Origin of the sequence: Actinoplanes sp. CA-142083 (assembly GCF_050942195.1) — a bacterium.
GTDB lineage: Bacteria > Actinomycetota > Actinomycetes > Mycobacteriales > Micromonosporaceae > Actinoplanes.
In genome coordinates, this window is the sequence record NZ_CP192076.1 from 7,680,458 (window position 1) to 7,701,782 (window position 21,325).

17 protein-coding genes are annotated in these 21,325 nt (G+C 67.0%); 7 read left to right on the forward strand and 10 right to left on the reverse strand.

From position 1 onward, the window contains the following. Position 1 precedes the first annotated feature (1 nt). The 3 genes from ACQPZX_RS35055 to ACQPZX_RS35065 all read right to left on the reverse strand — a co-directional run bounded on the left by ACQPZX_RS35055 (position 2) and on the right by ACQPZX_RS35065 (position 5,978). The gene (locus tag ACQPZX_RS35055) at positions 2-3,481 is read right to left on the reverse strand and encodes a LamG domain-containing protein (RefSeq protein ID WP_433365040.1); all 3,480 of its coding nucleotides are present in this window, start codon (positions 3,479-3,481) and stop codon (positions 2-4) included. Positions 3,482-4,240: 759 nt separating this feature from the next. Further along, positions 4,241-4,660 carry a hypothetical protein gene (locus ACQPZX_RS35060; protein ID WP_433365043.1) on the reverse strand — a complete coding sequence of 140 codons (420 nt, stop codon included), beginning with the start codon at positions 4,658-4,660 and terminating at the stop codon, positions 4,241-4,243. A gap of 427 nt (positions 4,661-5,087) precedes the next feature. After that, positions 5,088-5,978 carry a family 43 glycosylhydrolase gene (locus tag ACQPZX_RS35065; RefSeq protein WP_433365046.1) on the reverse strand — a complete coding sequence of 297 codons (891 nt, stop codon included), beginning with the start codon at positions 5,976-5,978 and terminating at the stop codon, positions 5,088-5,090. 108 nt (positions 5,979-6,086) lie between these two features. On the opposite strand from ACQPZX_RS35065, the gene ACQPZX_RS35070 reads away from it, so the two are divergent. Together ACQPZX_RS35070 and ACQPZX_RS35075 are read left to right on the forward strand one after the other, a co-directional pair. Next, positions 6,087-6,815 (forward strand): phosphatase PAP2 family protein, encoded by a 729-nt coding sequence (locus tag ACQPZX_RS35070; protein ID WP_433365049.1) that lies wholly within the window; start codon positions 6,087-6,089, stop codon positions 6,813-6,815. A 166-nt stretch (positions 6,816-6,981) separates the two neighbouring features. Then, positions 6,982-8,334 carry a ricin-type beta-trefoil lectin domain protein gene (locus tag ACQPZX_RS35075; protein ID WP_433385581.1) on the forward strand — a complete coding sequence of 451 codons (1,353 nt, stop codon included), beginning with the start codon at positions 6,982-6,984 and terminating at the stop codon, positions 8,332-8,334. Positions 8,335-8,639: 305 nt separating this feature from the next. On the opposite strand, the gene ACQPZX_RS35080 is transcribed toward ACQPZX_RS35075, so the two are convergent. Next, positions 8,640-9,818 (reverse strand): sensor histidine kinase, encoded by a 1,179-nt coding sequence (locus ACQPZX_RS35080; protein WP_433365052.1) that lies wholly within the window; start codon positions 9,816-9,818, stop codon positions 8,640-8,642. Positions 9,819-11,177: 1,359 nt separating this feature from the next. Then, positions 11,178-12,077 (reverse strand): hypothetical protein, encoded by a 900-nt coding sequence (locus tag ACQPZX_RS35085; protein ID WP_433365054.1) that lies wholly within the window; start codon positions 12,075-12,077, stop codon positions 11,178-11,180. A gap of 149 nt (positions 12,078-12,226) precedes the next feature. On the opposite strand from ACQPZX_RS35085, the gene ACQPZX_RS35090 reads away from it, so the two are divergent. The 3 genes from ACQPZX_RS35090 (at position 12,227) to ACQPZX_RS35100 (ending at position 14,614) form a co-directional block, all read left to right on the forward strand. After that, the gene (locus tag ACQPZX_RS35090; protein ID WP_433365057.1) at positions 12,227-12,946 is read left to right on the forward strand and encodes an IS6 family transposase; all 720 of its coding nucleotides are present in this window, start codon (positions 12,227-12,229) and stop codon (positions 12,944-12,946) included. 236 nt (positions 12,947-13,182) lie between these two features. Continuing rightward, positions 13,183-13,680, forward strand: a complete 498-nt coding sequence (locus ACQPZX_RS35095; RefSeq protein ID WP_433365060.1) for an NUDIX domain-containing protein — start codon at positions 13,183-13,185, stop codon at positions 13,678-13,680. Positions 13,681-14,287: 607 nt separating this feature from the next. Further along, complete coding sequence (locus ACQPZX_RS35100) at positions 14,288-14,614, forward strand: hypothetical protein (protein WP_433365063.1); 327 nt, start codon at positions 14,288-14,290, stop codon at positions 14,612-14,614. A gap of 141 nt (positions 14,615-14,755) precedes the next feature. Here ACQPZX_RS35100 and ACQPZX_RS35105 read toward each other — a convergent pair whose 3' ends face one another. Continuing rightward, complete coding sequence (locus tag ACQPZX_RS35105; RefSeq protein ID WP_433365066.1) at positions 14,756-15,028, reverse strand: hypothetical protein; 273 nt, start codon at positions 15,026-15,028, stop codon at positions 14,756-14,758. A gap of 373 nt (positions 15,029-15,401) precedes the next feature. Continuing rightward, positions 15,402-15,788 (reverse strand): hypothetical protein, encoded by a 387-nt coding sequence (locus ACQPZX_RS35110; protein ID WP_433365068.1) that lies wholly within the window; start codon positions 15,786-15,788, stop codon positions 15,402-15,404. A gap of 440 nt (positions 15,789-16,228) precedes the next feature. Here ACQPZX_RS35110 and ACQPZX_RS35115 point away from each other — a divergent pair, with 440 nt between their 5' ends. After that, positions 16,229-18,487, forward strand: coding sequence for an ATP-binding protein (locus ACQPZX_RS35115; protein WP_433365071.1), 2,259 nt, complete (start codon positions 16,229-16,231; stop codon positions 18,485-18,487). A 157-nt stretch (positions 18,488-18,644) separates the two neighbouring features. On the opposite strand, the gene ACQPZX_RS35120 is transcribed toward ACQPZX_RS35115, so the two are convergent. The 3 genes from ACQPZX_RS35120 to ACQPZX_RS35130 are packed head-to-tail and all read right to left on the reverse strand — an operon-like array spanning position 18,645 to position 19,752. Continuing rightward, entirely contained in the window at positions 18,645-19,247 is a 603-nt protein-coding gene (locus ACQPZX_RS35120) for an ATP-binding protein (protein ID WP_433365074.1), read from the reverse strand. Continuing rightward, positions 19,130-19,420: an ATP-binding protein gene (locus ACQPZX_RS35125; protein WP_433386080.1), complete on the reverse strand. Its 291-nt coding sequence runs from the start codon at positions 19,418-19,420 to the stop codon at positions 19,130-19,132. The genes ACQPZX_RS35120 and ACQPZX_RS35125 overlap by 118 nt, the downstream gene beginning before the upstream one ends. Continuing rightward, complete coding sequence (locus ACQPZX_RS35130; protein ID WP_433365076.1) at positions 19,417-19,752, reverse strand: transposase; 336 nt, start codon at positions 19,750-19,752, stop codon at positions 19,417-19,419. The genes ACQPZX_RS35125 and ACQPZX_RS35130 overlap by 4 nt, the downstream gene beginning before the upstream one ends. Before the next feature lie 399 nt (positions 19,753-20,151). Here ACQPZX_RS35130 and ACQPZX_RS35135 point away from each other — a divergent pair, with 399 nt between their 5' ends. Then, a complete protein-coding gene (locus ACQPZX_RS35135) occupies positions 20,152-21,225 on the forward strand; it encodes a phosphotransferase enzyme family protein (protein ID WP_433365079.1) in 1,074 nt (357 codons plus the stop codon). Positions 21,226-21,325 lie beyond the last annotated feature (100 nt).

The following is a 21,325-nucleotide window of genomic DNA, read 5'->3' on the forward strand; positions in this document are numbered from 1 at the left end:
ATCAGGCCTCCGTGGCGGTGTTGAGGTCGGCGACCTGGGCGTCGGTCATCGCGCCTTGGAAGAGGCGGACGTCGTCGATGCCGCCGTACCAGGGATCGAAGTAGCGGGTGGAGGCGGTATCGGTCCACCATGAGCCCCCGATGATCATCGGGCCTGGGGTGTGCCACTCGGTGATGTTGGCGAGCGTTCCCTTCAGCTCCCCGTTGAGGTACGCCTTCATCGTCTTCGCCCCGGCGTCGTAGACCAGGGTCAGCTGCCACCAGACGCCGGCGTCGTCCTCGGCCAGCGGGCCGGACAGCGTGGCCGCCTGTTGACTGCTGTCCGTAATCGAGTCCGAGCCGTAGGTAAGAAGCTCGAACCGGGTGGCCGTCTCCGATCCGATGGTCCGGTAGCGGGTTCCGAAGTAGAACGGCGACACGTACGTTCCCTTGGGCGCGAAGGCCGTCGAGGTATGACCGACCCGGTCGATGTGCACCCGAGCCGAGGCCGTGAACGACTGGTCGGTTCGCAGCACCGCCGCGTCCTGCCAGTTCGGCGTGGAGAAATCGCCGGCGTTGCGCTGCGAAAGCCCGTACTCCAAGGTGGTCATCCCGTAGAACGGGTCGCCCTCCTCGACCCACGGAAGCTGCTGGTTGTCGAAGTATCCGAAGCTGCCGGTCGCGCCGGCCTCCACGTCGGCGCCCTGGGAGAGGTGCAGGCGGCTGCCGAAGCGGGTGTCGTTGTCCGGCTCGGCGCAGTTGCCCTCGTCGGTGATGCTCGGGTCGTAGCAGGCCGAGGCATCGTCGAAGCTGTAGCGGGCCACCTCGATCGGGTTGAGCATGCCGCGCTCGCCCTCGACCGCGTCGGCCGGATCGGTGTCGTCGCCGGTGAAGTCCTCCCGCACCAGGACGCGATCGAAGGCCTGGACGTCGGCGACGGCGCCGTTGAGGAACTGGACGTTGGCCGTGGAGGTCCACTTACGCGAACCGATGCGGAACCCGTGGCTGGCCGGCCACAGGGTCGGCGCAGTGACCTCCTGTTTCATGACCCCGTCGACCCAGATCCGCATCTTCTTCTCGGTCGCGTCGACGGTGCCCGCAACGTGGGTCCAGCGGCCGGCGACAGCAGCGTTGACAGCACAGGCACTGACGGTGGGGTGGGCGTCGTCGACGTCCTCGGTATGGATCGTCATGCACCAGGACTTGTCGGCGGTGCCGTTGCCGTCCTTGTCGTCGTCGCGGAACTGGAGCTCGAAACCGGCCATGTGCTCGCCGTCCTGGGAGGCGATCGCCTGGACACCGCTGGTGCTGTCGAGCCGGACCCAAGCCGCGACGCCGTAGCTCTGCGTGGTGGTGACGACCGGGGCGGAGGTGACCAGGCTGGTCGCGCCGGTGAACGTCGCCTCGGCGCCGCCGATCAGGCGGCCCTTGTCGTTCCAGCCCAGCGAGCCGTTCGCGGTCAACGGGGTGTCGCCGGCGAGGGACGGCTGGCGGTCGGCGAGGGCGTCGGTAGTGGTGATGCCGGGGTATGTCTCGAGGCCCCAACGGGCGATGGCCGGGGAGGCCCGGTCGACGGTGAAGGTGATCGAGCCGTCGCCGACGTTGGCGGTGGAGTCGACGGCCTGAAGGAACAGGGTGTTGAGGCCGTACTTGGGCGGAGTCAGGGTGACCAGCGCGTACTTGTAGGTAACGCCGCTGACGGTTTCGGTGCCGATCGGGGTGATCTCCGTGACGGCAGCGTTCCAGCCGTAGCGGAACTTCGTGACGTCCGTCGCCTCAGATCTGATCTTGAATTGCCCGGGCTTGCCGGGACCCGGCGGCTGGGTTACGACGACGCCACTGACGGGCGGGTCGGCAGTGTCAATGGTGAACTGGCACCAGTCCGATGCGGTGCCGCTGCGGTTGTACGGCGCTGGGTCGGTGCCGTAGACGTGGAACCGGTATGTGATGCCGTTGGCCGCGCCTGAGAGCGAGGCGCTGGCGGCTAGGTTGTTGGCGGCGGCGCTGCTGGTGGCGGGCGTGGTCATCGCGGTCCAGGTCGAGCCGGCCAGCTTCTGCCACTCCCAGGTCGCCTTGATCGCCTGGGTGGTGTCGGTGTCGGGCATCCGCGCGGAGAACTTGACCGCGGTGGTGCCGATGCGGATGGCGCTGGTGCTGCAGCGGACCCCGTTGACGTACTGCTCAGTGGGCTTGCCCGGGTAGGCGTCGACCTCGGTGATCAGTCGCGCGTCGTCGGGGAAGTACTTCTTCCATCGATCCTGCGTCGTTTCTCCGGTCACCGCCGAGTCGACGGCGGCGATGACGAAGGTGATGCTCGCGGAGCCTGCCGTGCCCGCTGATTGGACCACACTCTTGACCGCGTCGGTGTTGAAGTTGATCGTCATGTCGGGCTGTGGGGAATCCGAGCAACCGGTGCCCTCGTTGGCGTGCGAGGAGACCTGGGCGAGCATCCGCAGGCCCCAGCTCGTTGCCTTCCACGGAGTGCGCGGGGTACCGGCGATCGGGTTGGTGCTGAAGATCGTGTTCGGGGTGTTTCCGCACGACCAGGTGTGGTCGACCTTCATCTGCACGTAGGCGTCGTAGACGTACTTGGACTTCACCCCGGAAGTCGGGAACTCGAAGTACGAGCGGTAGAGGACCCCGCTGTTCGGGTCCTTGCCGACCCGGGCCCGGCTGGTGTCGGTGTTGTTCGAGTTGTTGTTCGTCGAATACGCCCACCGGGTCTTGCCGGTGCTCCACGCCGGATCGATGTACAGCGGGAAGGTGGCATTCGCCAGCAGTACGGGATCGGGCTTGAGGATCAGATCACCGGCCGGGGTCAGGGCCGTTCCGACCTGCGCGGTGCGAGCCGTGTCGGCCGGGGCGGCGGCGGTCGACGGATCCGCGCTCGACCCGGCAGCCGAACCGCCGTCCACGGATCGCGCCGCCACAGCAACGGACGCGGCAGCAGAGTCCCACATCTTCGGCGCAGCCGCGGAAGCTATCACCGTCCCACCGGCCAGCGCGGCCAACGAGCCGTCCGCACCCCTACGCACTCGAGCCGTGCCGCCGAGATCGAACGTGACCTCCCGGATCCGCGGATCCGCGGCCGCAGCCGGCGTCTTCACCGCGAGCACGTGATTGAAGCCGTCCCGCGTTGCGCGGACGACCAGGTCCACATCGGGCAAAACGTTCGGATAAGTGGCCGAGTCGGCGGCCAGCGTCGGCTCAGGCAGGCTGCCCAGCGGCCAGGACAGGGCGAGGGTCTTGCCATTGCGGACCAACGTTGCCACCGGACCTGTACCACCGGCGGAGAACCGGACATCAGCGACGGAGGCCCGCGGCCGGATTGTGTCTCCCTCAGCGGTCAAGGTCAGGTCGACATCCGCCCAGGTGCCGTCGGGGCGGTGCACACGTTGCGGCGTCACCGCTGACTCGTAGATGAAACGGCCGTTGGGCTCGGCGAACATTTGCGCGTACTCGGTGCGCTGGGAAATCACCTCGACGCGGGTCCCGGTCTTCACCGCCAGATTCCGGGCGGATAGCTCGTCGGACGCGGTACGGGCCGGCGGCGGCGCCGCGAGTCCCGCGGTAGGGGCCGAGGCAGCCCCGGCCAAAACGACAGACACGACAGCAGCGGCCGACACGGCGGACCGAACAGCACGATAAAACATCAAGTTCCCCCGTAGATCTTGATGAAAACGGGGGAACCATACGGTTCCTGTGCGTTGCCTGTAAATAAACTCAGCGTGACGTGGAAATTAGTCGATATTGACCGGTTGCTGTCTACTGACGGGTTCGGGGGCCGGATATGTAACGCGAGGTCGGCACCGGTCCCGAGTGGACACCAGGGCCGGACCCGAGGACCGGCTCCCATGCTGCCGCCGCTTTGGCAGGCCCCGCCCGCTACCTTGCGTCACCGTAACGACGTGACAATCTTGTGAGATGTGTCACATGACGCGCCGGTTAGAAACGTCAGTCACCCCTGATTCGCGCCCTCGGCGGCCGGCCGGCGCCGCTCTTGAGCGGGCATCTCGTCGCGCAGGCCCCGCCAGGCTGGGCCGCGCCCGCCCGGGCAAGGTGGAGCACCCCACGTCTGACCGACCTTGCCCGGGCAGGCGCGGTCTGGCTGCCTCCCGGTGTGCGATGGAGACCCGCCGGGCTTCGGCATCCCAGAGCCGCCGGGTCCAGGGCGGGTAGCCCTGCCGCCGGAGGCAGCCCCGGGTGCAGGGTCGAAGATCCTGCCCGCCGGAGGCCCCTCTCAGACTGTCCGTCGGTGCGCGTCAATGGTCAGATGGCGCGCCACCCTGCCGATCCTCGGACGTCACAGAAACGATCGACACGACAAACTCTGCATCCGAGTCGCCCACAGCTTCGCTAAGCTCCTCGGTGACTATGTCCGACAAGGTCATCGGCAGATCGAACTCATCGAGGCCCTCCGCACCCGCGCGCTCTAGTTCGCGGATTTTCTCGACCGTGGCTTCCGAGCAGCTGATCGTGCACTGGAACGTGAACGGCTCTGACTCAGAGCTTAAGATCTCTGCCTTTTTCGCTTCGGCGCCCACCTCGCGGGATGCTGGGCCGAGCACCCTCGCATTGATGGCACTAACCATGATCGTCGCCAGATCGCTCGAGTCGGTGTTGACGGGTCGAATCGGCTCAGTGGGTGCACTTTGGACCATTAAAAACACAACGTTGAGCATGGCATAACGCTATGTGACCGACTCGGCGCTCGGTAGGCCTTCTATCGGGTGTAGTCATCCGCAGCCGTCCGTCAGCCAGTACATCTGATGACGGAGGGCTGCGTCGCGTACGGCCGAGGTTGCGGTCTGCGCGGCCGGGGTCGGCGCGGAGCCGAAGGCGGCAGCGCCGATCCCCGGGCCCGGCGCCTTGAAGATGTATGGAAAGTTCTCACACGCCGATTAGCTGTTCAAAGTTTCTGTACGTATTCAAGGCGGCCCGCGATCGGGCCGTCGCAGTCACCGGGCCCTTAATGCCGGCCACGCCGAGGTGCGCCGCGAGGACGTACCGTTTGCTAAAGGTCGCCCTTCCTTGCCGGTGTGGACAGAGGGTGTCGGCGGCGTACGGACCGCTGTCGCCAGGCGGGTTGTCGGCCGGGCACCTCATGGATTACTTCGGTGTCGCCGTGCCGTGGCGGCAGCCGGAGCAGCCGACGGCGCTCAGGCCGGTCCAGGAGTTGAGGTCCGAGCTCGTCGCTGTCCAGAGGCCGCCATTGGTGTACTTATCGACGTAGATGCGGTACCGGCCATCATCCAGACGGACCAGCGACGGGCCCTCGTAACCGGAGCTCCATAGCGTGCCCCGGTTGATCCAGCCACTGGTGAGGCTCGACGTGGTCGTCCAGTGCTCGATGTACTTCGTGGTCTCGTTCTTGGCGAACGCGTGCCAGGTGCTGCCGGACTTCACAACGTAGGTATCGATGTGGTTGAAACCTAGTCCCGACATCTGCTGCGGCCCGCTCCACGAGGTGAGGGCGGAATCCTGCGCCGTGTAGACATACGGGCGGAAGCAGTTGGAGCAGGTCGTCTGAGCGACGCTCGCAATGATCCGTACCGTGCTGCCATCGATGAAGAACTCGGGTGCCCAGGTGAACCGAGTGCTGCCGATCCCGGAGGAGACGGTGGCGATGTTCGTCCAGTTGAGGAGGTCCGTGCTGCGGGCCACGGCGAAGTAGGTGGAATTGGTCGTCCACGACTGCCAGGTGTACGCGACGTAGTAGGTGTTGCCCCGCTTGATGACACTCGGATCACGGAGCACTCCGGTCGGGCCACGGAAATTCGTGTCGTACAGGACGCTGTAGCTGGTGCCGCCGTTGGTCGACTGGTACACCCACAGCTCCTGGTCCGCCGCTCCGTCCCCCTTGAACGTTGTGTAGATCAGCGTTGTTGCGGCCGACGCCGGCCGGGGCAGCGCCAAACCGCCGAGAAGGATGGCGGCTACGCCGAGCGCCGCGACCAGTGGACGGGGAAGTATCGCCGTTCGGCGACTCCAGAGCTTCATGGAGAAGGGGTAACCGATGTCTGTCGGGGCGTGCCACGAGGCGAAGCAAGAAGCTCAGAAACGTTCACAGACGATCGGCTCGGGCGGGCAGCGGGTCACGGTGACGCCATGAGCCGACGGCGCGTCGCCGTACTGGTGGAAATGGTCTTGTTGGTGTCGGCATTTCTGCTCTTCACGCGTCTGCACGCGGCCGCCGGCACGAGCCGCGCTGCCGCCACCGCCCACGCGCGGCAGCTTCAGTCCGTCGAGGGTGTCCTGCACCTGAACATCGAGCTGACAGCGAACCGGTGGCTCGCCGGGCATCCGACGCTGATCCCGGCGGCGGTGTGCTTCTACCGGCTGTACTACGCCGTGCTGCTCGCCGTGCTGGTGTGGGTCTATGTCCGGCACACCGAGGTGTACGGCCAGGTCCGCCGGACCCTGCTGGCGATGATGTTCCTGGTGCTGCCGGTCTTCTGGGCGCTGCCCGTGTCGCCTCCGCGGTTCGCGTTGCCCGGCATCGTCGACATCGTCGCCGAGCACGACCTGTTCGGCAGCACCGCATCGAGGGACCTCGCCAACGGACAGAACCACTTCTCGGCCATGCCCAGCATGCACGTGGGATGGTCGGCGTGGTGTGCGTACGCGGTGTGGGCGGCGCTGCGTGCCACGCACCCGCGGCCGGCGCTGCTGGCGTGGGGATTTCCGCTCGTCATGGCGGCAGTCGTGCTGACCACCGGCAACCACTACCTGCTCGACATCGCCGGCAGTGCCGCGTTGCTCGCGACCGCGGTCGGCGTTGCGGCCCTCACCGGCCGTCCAGCCACGCGGGGCCGGCGCATGCCCGACCCCGGTTGACCAGGCCCCGGCACCCCCTCGCGTCGCGACCGGCACCGCGGCGCGCGGCCGCCCCGTCACATCGACAGTTGGCAATATTTACGTAATAATGTTTACAGAAACGCGCCTCATTTCGCTCGTCGCAGTAGATCGAACCACTCCGTACGAGAGGACGTTCTCCGTGACAATGAATGCAGGTTTCGCGGACCGGGCGCTGTCACGCAGCTGCCGGCGCCTCATGGTCATCCTCGCCGCGTCCGTCATTGCACTCGTCGGCAGCGCGGTCGTCCAGCAGCAGCCCGCACACGCCGCGTGGAACCTCGTGTGGGCCGACGAGTTCAACGGGTCCGGCGCGCCCAGCAGCGCCAACTGGAACTACAACGTCGGCAACGGCCTCAACCCCGGCCTCAATGCTTTCGACGGCTGGGGCAACGGCGAGTGGGAGTGGTACCGCCCCGAGAACTGCACGCAGTCCGGCGGCAACCTCGTGATGCGCGCCAACTGGCTCACGACGCCCATCACGGTCAACGGCCGCAACTTCTACCAGACGTCGTGCCGCATGACGACGGACACGAAGAAGTCCTTCCAGTACGGCCGCATCGAGGCGCGCATGGCGCTCCCGACCGCCACCGGCTCGTGGCCGGCTTTCTGGATGCTCGGTGACTCGTGCGACGAGACGTCCACGAGCGCCTACAACCCGGCGCAGACCTACTACGACCGCCTGCCCACCAACTGGGCCAGTTGCGGCGAGGTCGACATCATGGAACACGCGAACGCGAACGCGACCGTTACGAACAACATCTTCTGGGATCTCCGGACCGGCGTGTTCCCGTGGACAGCGGGTCAGAACGCCAACTACGTCGCGAACCCCGCCGTCAACAACGCCGCGGCCTTCCACATCTATGCGATCGAGTGGACGGCCGCGCAGATCCGCTGGTACATCGACGGTGTGCAAACGCACGTGATCGACACGACGCCCGCGACCCTGGAGGAGTTCCGCAAGCCGTTCCACCTCATCTTCAACCTGGCGCTCGGCGGCACGTACCCCGGACAGAACCCCGTGCAGAGCCAGTTCCCGCTCACCGCATCGATCGACTACGTGCGCTACTACCAGGACGGCGGGGGCACGACGCCGCCTTCCACGGGCGGACCCGCGACGCAGATCAACGGGCCGGGCGGCAAGTGCGTGGACGTGGCCGGAAACGACACGGGCGGCAATGGCGCGGCCGTGCAGCTGTGGACGTGCCAGGGGCCTTCTCTTTCGAAGGACCAGCAGTGGAGCTGGGACGGCCAGACCCTGCGGACGTTGGGCCGGTGCCTCGACGTCGCCAACGCGGGTACGGCCAACGGCACGAAGGTGCAGCTCTGGGACTGCAACGGCAGCGGCGCACAGAACTGGGTCCAGGAAGGTAACCGGTTGCGCAACCCGAACTCCAACAAGTGCCTGGACTCCCCGGCAGGATCGACAGCGGACGGCGCGCGACTGCAGATCTGGGACTGCAACGGATCGGCGGCACAGTACTTCGTGAAGGCCGCCTGACGGGCCGGCCGAGGGGCACTGGGCTGTTGCCTGCGCTATGGCCTGTCCTACCGCGACGTCGAGGAACTCATCGCCGAACGCGGCATTGAGGTCCAGAATCTGCGCCGCGGACAATACGAGCCCGCCTTCGACGCCCAAACTGGGTTGCCGGTCGCCACTGCATTCACCGAACTCGCCGAAGCGATCTGACGCCAGCCCCGGCTGAGCCTCCAGCGTCCGCTGAACTCGCAACGCAACAGCGCCTGGTCGGTTCAAGGATGCGCCGCCTCCCGGCAGCCGCCCACCGGCTTGCAGTGATATGCAGTTCAGCGATGAGTGGCGGCTTGTTGGGGTAACGGGATGACGGCGTCCACCCGGTAGCCGCCGTCGCAGGTCGGGCCGGTGTTGAGCGTGCCGCCCAGGGCCTTGACTCGCTCATGCATGCCAGTCAGGCCGTTGCCGGCCGTCCGGGCGTGATCCGGATTTGGTCGGTCGGGACGGGTGGCTGCAGTGTTACGGACCCCGACTCGTACGCCGTCGTTGACGAGGTGGGCGGTGATCTGGACTGTGCTGCCTGGGGCGTGGCGGGCCGCGTTCGAGAGGGCTTCCTGCACGAGGCGATACACGGCGAGTCCTGGGGCGGCGGGAATGGCGCTTTGCTCGATGGCGGGGTCGAGGTCAGCGGAGACCTGCAGGCCGGCCGACTTGGCAGTGTCGGCCAATGCGCGCAGACCGCCGATGCCGGCCGGTCGGTCGCCGGTCCGGAGTGCGCCGACCAGGCGGCGCATGTCGTTGAGCGCCTCACGGGAGGCGTCGGCTATGGCGGCGAACTCCGATGGCTGGTTCTCCGGTCGGCTGAGCAGCCGGTACGGCGCCGATTCGGCGCGGACTGCGATGAGTGACATGTGGTGTCCGACCACGTCATGCAGTTCCCGAGCTATCGAGGTCCGCTGCTCCAGCAGCGCCCGCCGGGTCTGCTCGGCCGTACGCCGTGCCGTGACCCGGCGGCGGACCTGGACGCCGGTTACGGCGAGCAGCGTTATCCCGACGATGATGGTGGCCGCGTCCTGAGTTGGCACCCGGGCGAGCATCGCCGGGCATGACAGAACGGCTACCCACGCCACGACGGTCGTGCGGTGCCGCAGCGCCACGGCGAAGACGGTGGCCGGAACGATCAGTAACTGCACTGGGTGCCACGGCCACGCCAGCCCGCCCGGTGCCACCTCGACCGGGATCGTCACGAGGGTGGCGAGAACTCCGAGCCGCCAGGCGATGAGCGGGCTGCCGTACAGCAGCGCCACCGGTCCCGCCGCCGCCACGGCGAGCAAGGCGCGGACCAGCGGCGGCGCCACGTCGAGCCGGACACCACTCAACCCGACCAGGACATAACCCATGACGGCCACGGCGAGCACCGGCCACAGCACCGCGTCACCGCGTCGCCGTGCCGGTGCCTGGTCCGGGCCGAGGATCACGGCTCGCAGGCCTACCAGGACGTCAGCCATCATGCGCTCAGTGTCAGCAAGCGGGTGCGCCGGATCCATACGGCTACCACCCCAGCAACGGTAGGGCTAACGTGACCACCGCTCCGGCGGCCAAGCCGGACTCCTTTCGCGTCTCGTCTGGGCATCCGTGAAGGAGACGCCCGGATCCACCCGCCACCTGGTCCCCGCCCCACTCCAACGCCGGCATCGCCAAAGGCTGGCATTCAGCGCCACAAAGGCGACAGTCCCCGGGACCACCGGAGACCACTTCCGCGGCCCGCCACCGAGCAGGATCATGAAGTCATGGCCAGAACAACCGCAAGGGTGATCTGCACCTTGCCCGGGACACGGTTCGAGCCGCCGCCACGAGGACCGAGACAGGCACCGGTAGCCAACCAAGCCCGCCCGCTGGAAGGCAGTCAGCAGCCATTCGCCGGGCCATCGCCTACGGCCCGCACCGGGGCGGCCGAACCATGATCACCGTACGGGCGTTCGTGTCACCGATGTGTCGCGATCATCCAGAATGGACATCGAACAACCGCGATACTCAAGATCGCAACCACACGCCGATGGCCGGAAGATCGTGGGACGGAATTCCTGTTCAACGCCACTTTCACAATCCATGCGCTCACGTGGAGGCCGGACGCGACATTTCCCCACAGGCTGACAGGAAGGACGCGATCAACGACGACCCGGTAAACCGTACGCACGTCCGGGCAAAAATGCGTGTCGCGGAGATCCGGGGGCATTCACGGCGGGAAATGAAAAAGGCCAGCTGAGCTGGCCTTTGACAACGTCGGGCTGACAGGATTTGAACCTGCGACCCCTTGTTGTAAATCGCGGATGATGACGACCACCTCACGCGTCTCGCGTGACTCGCCGCATGCCGACGCCTGGCGCGCGACTACGAAGCCCATCACCCGCAGACAATCCGCCCGACTCCCGTGAGCGGACATAGGTGTCACTCGTCACTGGCTCGAAATCGGCCGCACGAATGACTCCGCCCTGAAACGAGTAGCGACAGCTCAAAACCACCGCCCTTTCCGCGCTGGAGCGCACGAAGGATAGGCAGCGGTACCAGCGAACGCCGAGCCGTAGGAATCTATGTTCGTCGAACCCGAGAGGACGAGACTGGCGTGGACGCCAACCTTCAAAGCGAGCTACGGCATCTACGCGAGACAGTGACCACACATGTCGCACGCTGGTCGATCAGGACACCGATCATGACGACGCTGTATCACCTGACGCATGGTCGCGTCGACAAGCGACCTCGGCCCACGCTCAGCGACCTACCCACGCTGAACAGCCCATGGCAGGACACCGACTCCGGCCGGTGCGGATCGCCCTACCTGCGCACTTCCGAGCCGGCGCACCAGAAGCTCCTCAGCTACCCGGCTGACGGATTGCGGCGCCCGGATCGGTGCTCTGCTCAAGGGCCGCCCACCACTCCTCCAGCTCATCGACCCGGCTCTGGAGTGCGGCGTTCGCCGCCCGGGCCGTCGCCAGTTCCTCGGTCAGCGCACCGATCGGCCCGGAGGCGATCAGGGCGTCGAGCCAGCCCGCGACCAGCCGATCCTCAGCGGCGACCCGGCGCAGCGCGGAGGCGACCACCTCCGGTGACAACTCAGCCACGAACTCTCTCGGGAGCGTGAGCAGGCGAGCGACCTCGCCGAGGCTCCGCGCGGCGCTCATCTGGCGCCGAAGGCGCTCGGCGGACGGCACCGCCGGTTCGGCCGGTGTCGGAGCCGCGATCGGCTTGGCGGGAGAAAGAGCGGGCTTCGACACAGGCGCGGGCGTAGGTGCCGGCTCCGGGTCAGGCTCGGCCTCTGACGGGAGTTCGGGAAGGTCGTCCCCCACCCAGGCGTAGGCCAGAGTGTCGCCCTTCTGCCGTCGGACGACATTTGGCCACTTGGGCAGAACCGCCAGCGCGCGGGGCCCGTGCCGGGCCCAGGTCTCGTTCCGGAGACCGAGCTCGGCCAGACGCTCCCGGATCTCTCGCACCTTAAGCGGGACCGACGACTCGGCCAACAGGTGGAGAACCACCGCGAGGGGCTCTTGGGCGAAGACGGCGTGGAACAGCCGGGAGTCGGACAGAGCCAGGAAACGCAGCGAACCCCTCGTCGCGACGTGAACGCCGGCGCCCCGCGGGACAAGCTCTTCCTCATCGGTGTCATCCCACTTGACCTGATAGTTTGTCCCGTCATCCCCGATGATCGATCCGGCTCGGGTACGGCGTACGCCGAACGAATCGGACACCCGGACAAGACCCTGATCTGCGCTCACGAATCCGACTGTAATGGTTATGGTCGCGGCCGGACCGCCGGCCGGAGCCAGCCCATCCCGGCCAGGCTCATCGGCCGTGTGCGCCTAGCGCCGGCTTGGCGGAACGCTCTGTTGCATCGGCCGATCGGATGGTCAGGCAGTGTTGACCGGTGAAGTCCGTTGCTCCGTCCCGTTCCTGGTCTCCTCCTCGATCCGCGTTCGCCGGGTTCCACTTCCCGGCCGAGGTGATCGTGGTGGCAGTGCGCTGGTACCTGCGCTATGGCCTGTCCTACCGCGACGTCGAGGAGCTGCTCGCCGAACGCGGCATCGAGGTCGACCATGTCACCGTCCACCGGTGGGTGCAGCGGTTCACGCCTTTGCTGCTCGACGCCGCCCGGTTCGTCCGGCACGCGCCCGGTGACCGGTGGTACGTGGACGAGACCTACGTCAAAGTCAACGGCGCGTGGCGCTACGTCTACCGGGCCATCGACCAGCGCGGCCAGGTCATCGACGTGCTCCTCACGATCCGTCGAGACGCCTCGGCGGCGCGCCGATTCTTCACCCGAGCGCTCGGCACGCTGAAGGTAATTCCCAGGCAGGTGGTCACCGACGCCGCACCGGTCTATCCAGCCGTGCTCGACGAACTGATACCTGCGGCGTGGCACCATGTCGAGCAGTACGCGAACAATCCGATAGAAGCCGATCACGGTCAACTCAAGCGCCGGCTCAGACCGATGCGCGGACTTCAGACTGATCGGACAACGCAAGTAGTAATCGCCGGCCACGCCTTCCTGCAGAATCTGCGCCGCGGCCACTACGAACTGGCGGTCGGCGTCCGGCGCGCACTGCGGGTCGCCGCGGCGTTCACCGAACTTGCTCAGGCGATCTGACAGGCTGTCCTGCCGAGCTCAGCGTGTCCACGGACCTCGCAACGCAACGGGAGCCCTTTCGACATTCCTGGCCTCCCAGGCTCGTACCCTTGGTTGCGCCTGCGGGCGCTGTACCCGCAACCGCCCGTCGGCCATCAAGCTAGAGCCCTGACACAGGGCATTCCACGCGGGCAGGCGCTGCGCGACATCAGCGGGAGATCCGGACGATCGGTCGCGCGGGATCTAACATGGTCTCCATGAGCGACGTCAACGCCGGTGAGCTATCCGAGCTGTCGTTCGCACTCCCGACCATCCCTGCCTCGGCCGCCGCGCTGGTACGTGGCCGCAAGGGGCGATTACTCATCCTGAAGCCGACATACAAGGGCGGCTGGACGATCCCGGGTGGGGTTGTCGAGATAGGCGAGTCACCCTGGGATGCATGTCGCCGTGAAACCAGGGAAGAATGCGGCCTCGACGTCACCACGGGGCGACTCAAATGCGTTGACTTCCTCCGGCCACGACCTAATCGTCCGGGTGGTATGCGCTTCCTTTTCGACTGCGGCGTCTTCGACGATGCCGTCTTGGCTACCGTGATCATCCAACCGGTTGAGATTGCCGAAAGCCGGATCCTGCCGATCGACGCGGCGCTGCCTTTGCTCAGCGGACCGGTCCGGCGTCGAGTACGTGCCGCGTGGAAGACAAAGCGGGTGCGCTACCTGGAGGACGGCCGCCAAGTGCAGGGGATCAGCCCATAGCGGTCGGGAACAGACGACCGAACGCCCAGGAGCCAATGCAACGCTATGGGGGCGCGCCGCCGGTCGCTTCCAAAGGCAGTGCGGTTCGACGCTGCGCACTGGCTCGCTCGCGACGCGGCAAATCCGGATGGTGGAACTCGGCTGCCGGGCGGCAAAATCGAGTCATGGGACGCAGGGCTGCTGCATGGACGTGGTCCAAAGTGAGCACCATCCACGCAAATCGTCCCGCACACGGCAATGTATGCGACGGCGAGATCCGCTCCTACAGGTTCCGCCACTATGCGCCGTCCGACAGTTCCTATGAACGCTGCATCGGATTGACTTGGTGTTCCAGCTGTCGCGAGTACTCGGGTGCCATGGTGTGCGTGCCGCGTGGCGAAGACCTTCCGGATGCACTTGCCGACCTCCCGAGACTCGAGCGGGAGCGGCTGGTTCGAAGCGAGGTGAAACTCCTCGACTATCTGGATCGCCTCGCCCACCGCGGCGCCTGGCCGCCGCGGTGATGGCAGTACGTGGTCGCCATGAAGTAGCCCATCCGCGATGCCAGCGACATGACAGTGCGTTTCCGGGCCGCCACCAGATTCCCCACGCGCCGTATCGTGGTGGCATGCCGAAGCCCGAGCTCGATGGAAGACAGCGCGCGGAAGCTGCGCGGGTCACCGCCCAGATCGATCGGCTTGCCGTTGAAGGATTGGCCGGCGGCTATCTTGAGGCACTGCCGAATCTACGGAAGACATGCAGCGACCGAGTAGTACTGGGTGATGTGCTCGGGGACGTTCTTTACCGAGTGGTCGTCGGAGCACAGGCCGAGACGATTTCCGCATGGCCGGCACTGGACCTCCTGCGAGCCGCAGGAGCCGACGAGGAGCGCGCTGCGGCGAAGGCCGCTTGGCTGCGCAGCCAGGCAGAGGATTCACAGCTCGCCACGAAATAACGCACGGTCACTGGCATGTCCAGGCCGAACCAGCGCCGGCAGTACAAAGCGTGACGGCCGCCCTCGGCGCGCACGATCGGCGGGATCCGGACGTCGGCGTCCCCATGGCGGAGGTCGTTGGACCACCGTCGTGGCGAGCTCTCAGGAGTCGACAGTTCCGCTGGCGTCGGTCGCTACAAGCGGGTCAGCACGCCAGCGGAACTGCTCATCGGGCTCTTCCCTGCGGTCAAGCAGACCGGCCTCTACAAGGGCGATCAAGGCTTGGTGGAGGCCGTTGCCCAGTCGATTGTCCGTCCAGAAGACGCTTTTGACCGCAGCGAAATCGCCTTCCCCAAAGCAACCGAGTGCCTGACCGAGCTTGAAGGCTGCGCCATCCCAGTCGGTCCAGTCAGGCAGTCGCTCGGCAAGGTTCACAGCGACGATCGTAGTTGCTATCACGACCTGGCCGTGTACGGACATCGGCATGAGCGTGCGCCGAGCTGGCCCGGGCCCGCTAACGCTGCGTGATGTCCTCTACACGGCCGCCACGCACGGTCGGCGGCATGACAGTGCGCGCTGTGACTACGATCCCGATGGTTTCGTCCTCAACGCGTACATGCATCCTTCCGCTGACTATCTCGTGCCTCATCAAACCAGGCGCCCCTCCATCAGCCCCCTTTCAGTCGAGCGCAAATAACCTCACCGGCGGTGAGCACGCATGCTTACGCGACCGTACAGATAGAGCAATGGGATGACTTGCGCCGAACACGGGACTGGTACTCCGATCTTCAATTGGCGATATCGCGTGCTAGATCGGCTGGCGTTCTTCGATATCTTCTCTTGCGATCGTCAGCAGGGATGGGAGCATCGCGGTGATGCACGACGACAAGATATCTTGCCCGGCCGCGTGCTGGGCCGCCAGAAAGCGGCGGAAGCCTTCGTAGGCGAAGCCGAGCCGCTGGTAGAAGCGTGCAGGATCGCCCCATTGCAGGTGGCCGGCGTCGGCTCGCAGTCCCTCGCGGATCAGGGCCGCTGTGGGCGCGCCGACGACCATCAGCACTGGCTGGCCCGACTGCAATAGCTGGTTCAGGGCCGAAATCAGCACCGTATGCAGGGCTCGGTCCGAACGGATGATCACCGCAGCGTGAACGAATCCGGCCGGGGCATCACCGGACATCGCCTGCCCGGTGGTCATACGTTCATCAAGGCGGCAACAACAGGCCCGCGACGTGTCATCAGTAGCGTCTTTCCAGATGGGCGGCATATCGGAGCGTCGGCAAATGCTGGTTCGCGAACCATGCAGTACCCGGCTGAGGGTTTGATACACCGACCGGGTCCGCCGATGTCACCGCCTGCGCCGAGACGGGCTGACAGTCCCGACCTTCGCCGACGAAGCCGACACGAAACGCCGATGCGTCGGATCGCAGCGATGGCGACCTGCCCGGGTCGTCCACGGCCGGATGCATCCGTGTCCCTCGTCCGGATGACAACACGGCTTCCCGGCGGGCCCGCACCTATGCTGCGAGTGTCCGGGGAGGGTTGGTGGCGGAGAGGACGACACACGGGCAGCGGCGCCGGGGCAATCTGCCGGCCGAGGTGTCGAGCTTTGTGGATCGAGTGGATGAGCGGGCAGCCGTGAAACAGCTGCTGACGGCGTCGCGGCTGGTCACCGTCACCGGCGTCGGCGGGGTCGGCAAGACCCGTACGGTGCTGCGGGTCGCGGCGGAGGTGCAGCGGGCATTCCCGGACGGTGCCTGGCTGGTCGACCTGTCCCTGCTCGCCCAGGCTGATCTGGTAGCCGAGGTCGTGGCGCAGGCGCTGGGGCTGCGTGACCCGTCGGCCCGCCCGCAGGCCGAGTCGCTCGCAGAGTATCTGGCGTCGCGCCGACTGCTACTGGTGCTGGACAACTGCGAGCACCTCGCCGACCGGTGCGCGCAGCTGGTCGACGAGCTGCTGCGCGCGGCGCCGGCCCTGCAGGTACTGGTGACCAGCCGGCAGCCCCTGGTGGTGCAGGGCGAGCACGTCTTCCCGCTGCTCCCGCTGACCGTGCCCGAACCCGAACGGCCCGCCGCCGGCGCCGTGGACGGCGAGCCGGACGCCGCCGTGTTGCTGTTCGCCGAGCGGGCCCGCGCAGCCTCGCCGAGCTTCGCGCTGACCGAGGCCAATCAGGCCTCGGTGGCATCGCTGTGCCGAGGGCTGGACGGCATCCCTCTCGCCATCGAGCTCGCCGCCGTGCGCACCCGGGCGCTGCCGGTAGAGCAGATCGCCGAGCTGCTCGAGGGCCAGGCCACCGACCGGTTCACGCTGCTCGGCGGCGGCCCGATGGCCGGACGGCACGAGTCGCTGCGGACCGCCATCGACTGGAGCCACGGCCTTTGCACCCGGACCGAGGGTCTGCTGTGGGCGCGGATGTCGGTGTTCGCCGGGGACTTCGATCTGGCCGCCGCGCAACAGGTATGCGCCGACGTGATGCTGCCCGGCACCGACGTGCTGCAGCGGGTAGCCGGCCTGGTCGACAAGTCGATCCTGCTCTGCGAGGAGAACCCGGCCGGCGCCCGCTACCGGCTGCTCGACACCCTGCGAGAGTACGGCCTCGACCTGCTCCGGGCCGGCGGCGAGGAGCGGCAGCTACGGCGCCGGCACCGCGACTTCTACCTGCGGCTGGCCAAGCGGTTCGACACCGAGTGGTGCGGACCCCATCAGGTGGCCTGGTACGAGCAGCTCAGCCGGGAGCAGCCCAACCTGATGGCCGCGCTGGATTTCTGCCTCGCCGACCCGGCCGAACACCACGCCGGTCTCGAGCTGGCCGCGGCGCTGCTGTACTTCTGGATGGCCTGCGGACACCCGCGCGAGGGCCGGCACTACCTCGATCGGCTGCTCACGCCAACGCACCCGCCAAGTGAGGCGCTGACCAAGGCGCTCTGGGTCGCCGCAATGGTGACCGCGATGCAGGGCGACCTGGACGCTGCCGAGGCCCGGCTCGCGCAGTGCCGGCCACACGCCGCGGCGCGGGGCGACACCACGGCCGCCGGCTGGATCGAGTACGTCTCCGGCCTGTGCGCGCTTCTCCAGGGCGATCCGGCCGGCGCGCTGGCGTTCGCCGAGGAGTCCGCCACCCTGCACCGCAACGGCGGCGACCCGGCGACCGGCCTGCTCATCGCGCTCACCATGCAGTGCATCGCGCTGGCGTTCGCCGGGGAATTCGACCGGGACATCGCGGTCACCGAGCAGACCTGGGCACTGTGCGACGAGTACCGCGAGCGCTGGATACGCTCGTACGCCGACTACATGCGCGCCCTCGCAGAAGTGGGCCGCGGTAACCCGGGAGCGGCGGTCGGCTACAGCCGCGACGCGCTGCGCTTCAAACGGCAATTGGGCGACAGCACCGGCTGCGCGATGGCCATGGACGTGCTCGCCGGGGCCACCGCCGCCCTCGGCGAGGCGGAACGAGCCACCCGGCTGCTCGGCGTCGCGCACCGGCTCTGGCAGTCCGTCGGCCGCCCTCGGCTCGGCTCGCCCGATCTGGTCGCGGCCCGCGCAGACGTCGAGCAACAGGCCCGGGCGGGAGTGGGCGACGAAGGTTTCGACACCGCCTACGCCGACGGCCTCGCCCTGGACCTGACCGCGGGCCTCGACTACGCGCTCGACGAGCAGACGCCAAGCGCGGCCGGCAACCCGGCGCAGCGAGCCGGCTGGGCGCCGCTGACCCGGCGGGAGCGGGAGGTCGCGGTGCTGGTCGCCGACGGCATGACCAACCAGCAGATCGCCGACCGGCTGGTGATCGGCCGACGCACCGCGAACACCCACGTCGAGCACATCTTGACCAAGCTCGACTTCACCTCGCGCGCACAAATCGCCGCCTGGGCTGCCGCCCAGCAACGCGACAACATCTAACAACGCCGTTCCACACGCATCGGGCGACGTAGCCCTCGACCCTGGCTGCGGAGGTTTCATCCGACACCGTTTTATTGGCGAGTTCTGAGACCGCCGGGCACGTGTCGGTGTCGCGGATGTTGGTTTGCGTCGACACCGCTTCCGCGCCTGACGGGTGTCAGGTTGTCCGCTGCTTTGTGGCTTGGGCCAGACGGTAGGAGTCGGTGCCGGTCTCGAGGATGGTGCCGCCGAAGGTGAGTCGGTCGACGATGGCTGCGCATAGCCGGGGGTCGGTGAAGGTCTTGGTCCAGCCGCCGAAGGACTCATTGGACGCGATCGCGACCGAGGCCTTCTCCTCACGCTCGGTGAGGACCTGGAAGAGGAGTTCCGCGCCGCGGCGGTCGAGTTGCAAGTAGCCGAGTTCGTCGATGCACAGCAGGTCGACGCGGCCGTAGCGGGCGGTCTTCGCCAGCGTCATCTCGTCGGCGGCCTCGACGAGCTCGTTGGCAAGCTGGGTCGCCAGGGTGTACTTGACCCGGTAGCCGGCCACTGCGGCCTCGGTGCCGAGTGCGATCAGCAGATGGGACTTGCCGGTGCCGGAGTCCCCGATCAGACACAGCGGCTGTCCCTTCTGGACCCATTCGCACTTGGCGAGGGTGTGGATCACGGCGGGATCGATGTTGGGGTTGGCGTCGAAGTCGAAGGCCCGCAGGGACTTCTCGCGAGGGAACTGGCGGCCTTGATCCGGCGTTCGGACCGGCGTCGGGCGCGATCGTCGCACTCGGCAAGCAATAGTTCGGCGAGGAACCCGCGGTAAGACATCTTCTCACGCCCTGCCCGGTCGGCATAGTCGGTGAAGGAGTTGCGGATGGTGGGCATTCGCAGCATCCGGCACGCTTGGTCGATCGCGGCGTCGGCTGCTTCTTCGGTCAGTCCACGGCGCTTGGTGGTCACGGTGCGGCTCCTTCGTTCGGGGTGTCACGTCGGCTGGCCAACAGCTGGTCGTACTTCTCCACGCTCGGCAGTTGCCGAGTGTCGGCCGGGATGTGGGCGCGGAGCCGGCGCTCGGTCAGCGATCGCACGGCAGGGATCTCGCCTTCTCCGCGTGCCCTGTCGCCGCTCATCAGGTACTGGTGGTCCGCTGTCGTGTCGTCGGCTCCGCCATCTGCTGTGTCGTTGTACTTGCGCGCTTCCAACGCGACAGCGTCCGCGGTGAGCGCGCCTGCACGCAGCGCCGTCGCGAGTCCGGCGACGACGTGGTCGTGTGGAAGGTGCCGGTGCAGCATCAGGACCTCAATGAGGGCACGGGTGCCGTCGGCGTCACCGCGGGCCTTGCAGGCCGCGGCCCACCGGGCGTTGGTTTTGTATGTCAGTTCGAGCTCCAGATGTCGCTCGCAGCGAGCGCCGCAGTCGCTGGGGTCATTCTCGTGTCGCTGAGTTCGAGCGCCACCTGGTGGCGTGGGCGTTGAGCGTTGTCAGTCGAACCAAGCGACGAGCCGTGCGCGGCTATGCGAGGTTGATAGACTGCTCTGGACGGCGTCGACCGGACGCCGAGCTTTGGAACGTCCGCCCCAGCAGGGGTTCCAATGGCGAAGGGGAGTTTGCCCTCACGGTCGTCGAACGTTACAGGCCATCTCTGCACACTGCGCCGCTGGGGGGCGAGGGTGTCAAGAGGAGGCTTTCCCATGACGAAGGACGGCAGTTTCAAGAAGGTCGTTCGCCACCATGCGCAGGATACCGGTCAGCGCTACACCGAGGCGCTGACCGATCTGAAGGGTCTCGGCGCGCGGATGGATCACGAGCCCGCTGGAGAGCGGCTGCTCGCCCATCTACGGGGTCGATACGCCATCGACCCGGTCGCGGCGACGAAGCTGAGCGTGCACAAGACCTACGTCTTTCGCATCGACCGCAGGGACGGCGAGCCGTGGGTCGCACGGGCCTTTCCGCCCGCTCGCCCCAAGTCAGGTGTCGAGGGCGACGCGGCGATCCTGCGGTTTCTGCAGCGACAGGACTATCCCGCGGAGCGCCTCGCGGTCGACGACCCCGTGTCCGACTTCGACGGCAGTTCCGTGCTCGTGACCCGGTTCGTCCACGGCGGCCAGCTTCCCGATAGCACGGAGAAGTTCGCGATGATGGGTGACCTGCTCGGACGGCTGCACGCCCTGCCGCAAGAGGAGTCCATAAAGCGACCGGGCGGAGCGAGCGGGGAGGATCCGAGCCGTGAGGGCGCACCGCGTCAGGACCTGCTCGCCGCGCTCGCGTTCCTCGACGCCGTGGATACCAAAGTGCCGGACGCTGAGCGCGAACGGTTCGAGCGGCTCAGGGACAAGGTGCGCTCGGCCGATGACGGCGACGGTCTTCCCGAGGGGCTGCTGCACGGAAACCTGCTCCACGCACCCGATCACGTCATCCTGAACGAGGAAGCGCCGGTCGCGATCAACTGGAAGGCATCGGGTCGTGGGCCACGCCTCGCCGACTTCGCTTACCTGATCTGGGGCACCGGCTCATGGAACCCGAGGCGGCCGGACCAGGAACGCATCGACGCCGCCGTGGGAGCCTACCGCCGGCACGTCGAGCTGACCGACGACGAACTCGACCGCCTCGAAGCACTCATGTATATCCGAACGCTCTACCTGACCTGCTTCGGCTACCGACGCGCGATCCTCAACGGCTCCCCGTTCGACGAGTGGTGGTTCATCCAACCACCCGACTACTTCCGCTCCACCGTAGCCGCAACCCGAGCCGCGTTCCGCCGATAGGCCGTCGATGGTCCAATATCAAACCGTCACGGAATCAAACGGCTTTGTTGATCTTGCCCAGTGTTACTGACCTTGGGTTTGTTACTGAGTTTGAGCGCCA

Excerpts from the sequence above, each read along its gene's own strand:
- ACQPZX_RS35135 (WP_433365079.1), top strand. The coding sequence starts at position 20,152 with ATGACGAAGGACGGCAGTTTCAAGAAGGTCGTTCGCCACCATGCGCAG.
- ACQPZX_RS35130 (WP_433365076.1), bottom strand. The coding sequence starts at position 19,752 with ATGCTGCACCGGCACCTTCCACACGACCACGTCGTCGCCGGACTCGCG.
- ACQPZX_RS35080 (WP_433365052.1), bottom strand. The coding sequence starts at position 9,818 with ATGATGGCTGACGTCCTGGTAGGCCTGCGAGCCGTGATCCTCGGCCCG.
- ACQPZX_RS35070 (WP_433365049.1), top strand. The coding sequence starts at position 6,087 with ATGAGCCGACGGCGCGTCGCCGTACTGGTGGAAATGGTCTTGTTGGTG.
- ACQPZX_RS35110 (WP_433365068.1), bottom strand. The coding sequence starts at position 15,788 with ATGACCACCGGGCAGGCGATGTCCGGTGATGCCCCGGCCGGATTCGTT.
- ACQPZX_RS35095 (WP_433365060.1), top strand. The coding sequence starts at position 13,183 with ATGAGCGACGTCAACGCCGGTGAGCTATCCGAGCTGTCGTTCGCACTC.
- ACQPZX_RS35075 (WP_433385581.1), top strand. The coding sequence starts at position 6,982 with ATGAATGCAGGTTTCGCGGACCGGGCGCTGTCACGCAGCTGCCGGCGC.
- ACQPZX_RS35065 (WP_433365046.1), bottom strand. The coding sequence starts at position 5,978 with ATGAAGCTCTGGAGTCGCCGAACGGCGATACTTCCCCGTCCACTGGTC.
- ACQPZX_RS35100 (WP_433365063.1), top strand. The coding sequence starts at position 14,288 with ATGCCGAAGCCCGAGCTCGATGGAAGACAGCGCGCGGAAGCTGCGCGG.
- ACQPZX_RS35060 (WP_433365043.1), bottom strand. The coding sequence starts at position 4,660 with ATGCTCAACGTTGTGTTTTTAATGGTCCAAAGTGCACCCACTGAGCCG.